Genomic DNA, 2,792 nt, shown 5'->3' on the forward strand with positions numbered 1-2,792 from the left:
GGCGAACATGTCCCGGCCCTGGAAGGACGACAGGAACCACCCCGGCCTGGTCCTGGCCCGCCGGCTCGCCGCGAAGGCCGACCAGGTCTGGCTCTTCACCACCGACCTCAAGATCCCCTGGGTCAACAACCCGGCAGAGCAGGCGATCAGGCTCCCGAAACGTCACCAGGCCGTCTCGGGCTACTGGCACACGCCCACGACCCTCGCCGCCTACCTACGCGTGCGCTCCTACCTGGTCACCGCCCGCGACCACGGCCTCCGCGCCATCGACGCCATCCGGATGACCCTCGCCGGCAAACCCTGGATGCCCGTCCCACGCCTGGCCAGCCCCGCACCCGCCCTCGCCGCCTAAACCAACGTCAACAACGGGGTGCCGGAATCGGCACCCCTGAATGGACACCTACCTGCGCTTCGACCAGTCCAGAGCACCCGAGCTGATCTCCCAGGCCAGACCCGTCCTCGCGATACCGGCCACCAGGACGCCGCACCCCGAGATCACCTACCTCACGACCGAGGCGATCAAGCTGCTTCTCGAACACGCCCAGACCGCCGGCGGTCTGCGGGATCTGGCCCTGCTGACCTGCATCTATGACACCGCCACCCGAGTCCAAGAGATCGCCGACCTCAGTCACGGCGACCTCCACGTCCAGCCACCGGTGACCGGCAAGGGCCGCAAGACCCGAACCATCCCGCTCACCCGCGATGCCGCCGCCATCGTGACCCGACACGCCACGTCGACGCGATCCGCGAACCCGACCGACCCGCTGTTCACCAGCCGGCGCGGAGCACGGCTCACCCGCGCGGGCATCGCCGCGATCCTCGCCCGCCATGCCACCTCCGCGCACGCCGCGAATCCGACGACCGTCCCCGAGCACGTCACACCCCACGCGCTGCGTCACTCCCGAGCCATGCACCTGCTCGAAGACGGCGTGAACCTCATCTACATCCGTGACCTGCTCGGACACGCATCAGTGACCACAACTGAGATCTACGCCAAGACCAACCCCGAACTCAAGCGAGCCGCCATCGAGAAAGCCGCACGCAACATCGTCCTCAGCACCCACTTCGACGACGCCACCAGGAACAACCTGCTCGCCTTCCTGACCACCATCGCCTGAACGTTATGCGAAGCCGGTGAGCACATACCCACGCCGTGACCAGCGGGAACGTCCACCGGCCTCACATAACCGATCGCTTCACATAATTGGCGTTATGCCGAGCTCGGCATAATTCGAAGGAACGCCGCCTTGAGCCGCAGATCACCGTCGGGCTGCTCGCCAACGCGTCCGGCTTCCCGCTCATGATCGAGGCGTTCGAGGGCAACAAGGCCGAGACCACCACCATGCTCCCGGTCATCAAGGACTTCATGGCCGCGCACCGGCTGGCCGACGTCACCGTCGTCGCCGACGCCGGCATGATCTCCGAGGCCAACCGCAAGGCGATCGAGGCCGAGGGCCTGTCGTTCATCCTCGGGATGAAGATCCCCGACATCCCCTATGTGATCAAGGACTGGCGGGCGAAGCATCCCGGCGAGGACATCCCCGACGGGCAGATCTTCACCCAGCCCTGGCCCGCCGCCGCGACCGACCAGCGCCGCGACCAGGTCATCTACTACCAGTACAAGGCCGACCGGGCCCGGCGCACCCTGCGCGGTATCGACGAACAGGTCGGCAAGGCCGAGAAGGCCGTCGCCGGGAAGGTCCCCGTCAAACGCAACCGGTTCGTCCAGCTCGCCGGCGCGGACAAGTCCGTAAACCGCACCCTCGAGGCCAAAGCCCGTGCCCTGGCCGGGCTCAAGGGCTACATCACGAACATCGACAACCCGACGCCCGAGTTCGTCCTCGACGCCTACCACCGGCTCTACAACATCGAGATCGACTACGCACAGTGCATCTGAAAATGGCGGCGCAAATATGGTCCGTAAGGCGCCCCGCCGGCGACGGCTCCTCGACTGAATCCACACGTCATTCTACCGCTTTGATCGACTCGTCAATAACCGCCACACCGCCCGATCGCATGCGTCCAGACAAGCACCAAAACGATCACGTCGACTTTGATCTTGTCGGCGCCGTTCTTATCTTAGCGGCATTGCAGCAACTACACGTCTGCCGCGTTCGCCCGAACGTTGACGTCACTCGACCTGCGCGGCTCCGTCGGACGCACCGGGATCTGCTGGGACAACGCCATGGCCGAATCGTTCTTCGGCGCCCTGAAAAACGAGCTCGTCCACCGGACTGTTTTCGCCACCCGCAGCCTCGCCCGGCGTGCTATAGTCCGATACATCGAGGTCTTCTACAATCGAAGACGCCTCCACTCCGGACTCGGCTACAGAACCCCAGCCGAAGTCCACGCCGAATACGACGCCCAGCAGGCCGCGGCATAGAAAACCCCATTGGAAGCTATCCGGAAAACGCAGGGCCGCTCACGGGCCTGCTGCGCTGCGGACGGTGCGGACATCGGATGACGGTCAGCTACCACACCCCGGCCAGCCGGTTCCCGTCGCACAACTACCACTGCGGCTACCTGCGCGCCACCTACGGCACCGGCCGGCTGTGTCAGCACCTCGCCGGCCCGGCGCTCGACCGCTACGTGACCGGCCAGCTGCTCGACGCCGTCGCCCCGGCCGCGTTGGAGGTCTCCCTGACCGCGGCCGCCCACGCCGAGGCAGACCGGGCCGAGCTGGACACCCTGTGGCGTCAGCGGCTGGAACGCGCCCGCTACACCGCCGACCGCGCCCGGCGCCAGTACCAGCTCGCCGAACCGGAAAGCCGGCTGGTCACCCGCCAGCTGGA

Annotated in this window: 1 protein-coding gene and 4 pseudogenes; all 5 read left to right on the forward strand. The window is 66.5% G+C overall.

Features of this window, described 5'->3' with window-relative positions; translation table 11 throughout:
• Positions 1-352, forward strand: a pseudogene (locus BCD48_RS21190) (IS66-like element ISFsp11 family transposase); the annotation flags it as partial.
• Between the two features lie 40 nt (positions 353-392).
• Positions 393-1,118, forward strand: coding sequence for a tyrosine-type recombinase/integrase (locus BCD48_RS21195; RefSeq protein WP_071050148.1), 726 nt, complete (start codon positions 393-395; stop codon positions 1,116-1,118).
• Positions 1,119-1,231: 113 nt separating this feature from the next.
• Positions 1,232-1,873: pseudogene (locus BCD48_RS21200) on the forward strand (IS1634 family transposase); the annotation flags it as partial.
• Between the two features lie 219 nt (positions 1,874-2,092).
• Positions 2,093-2,383 (forward strand): annotated as a pseudogene (locus BCD48_RS21205) (integrase core domain-containing protein); the annotation flags it as partial.
• Between the two features lie 77 nt (positions 2,384-2,460).
• Positions 2,461-2,792 (forward strand): annotated as a pseudogene (locus BCD48_RS21210) (recombinase family protein); the annotation flags it as partial.

It is taken from the genome of Pseudofrankia coriaricola (assembly GCF_001854805.1).
In the GTDB taxonomy this organism is placed as follows: Bacteria; Actinomycetota; Actinomycetes; order Frankiales; family Frankiaceae; genus Pseudofrankia.

Coding starts and splice junctions, on each gene's coding strand:
- BCD48_RS21195 (WP_071050148.1), top strand. CDS start 393: ATGGACACCTACCTGCGCTTCGACCAGTCCAGAGCACCCGAGCTGATC.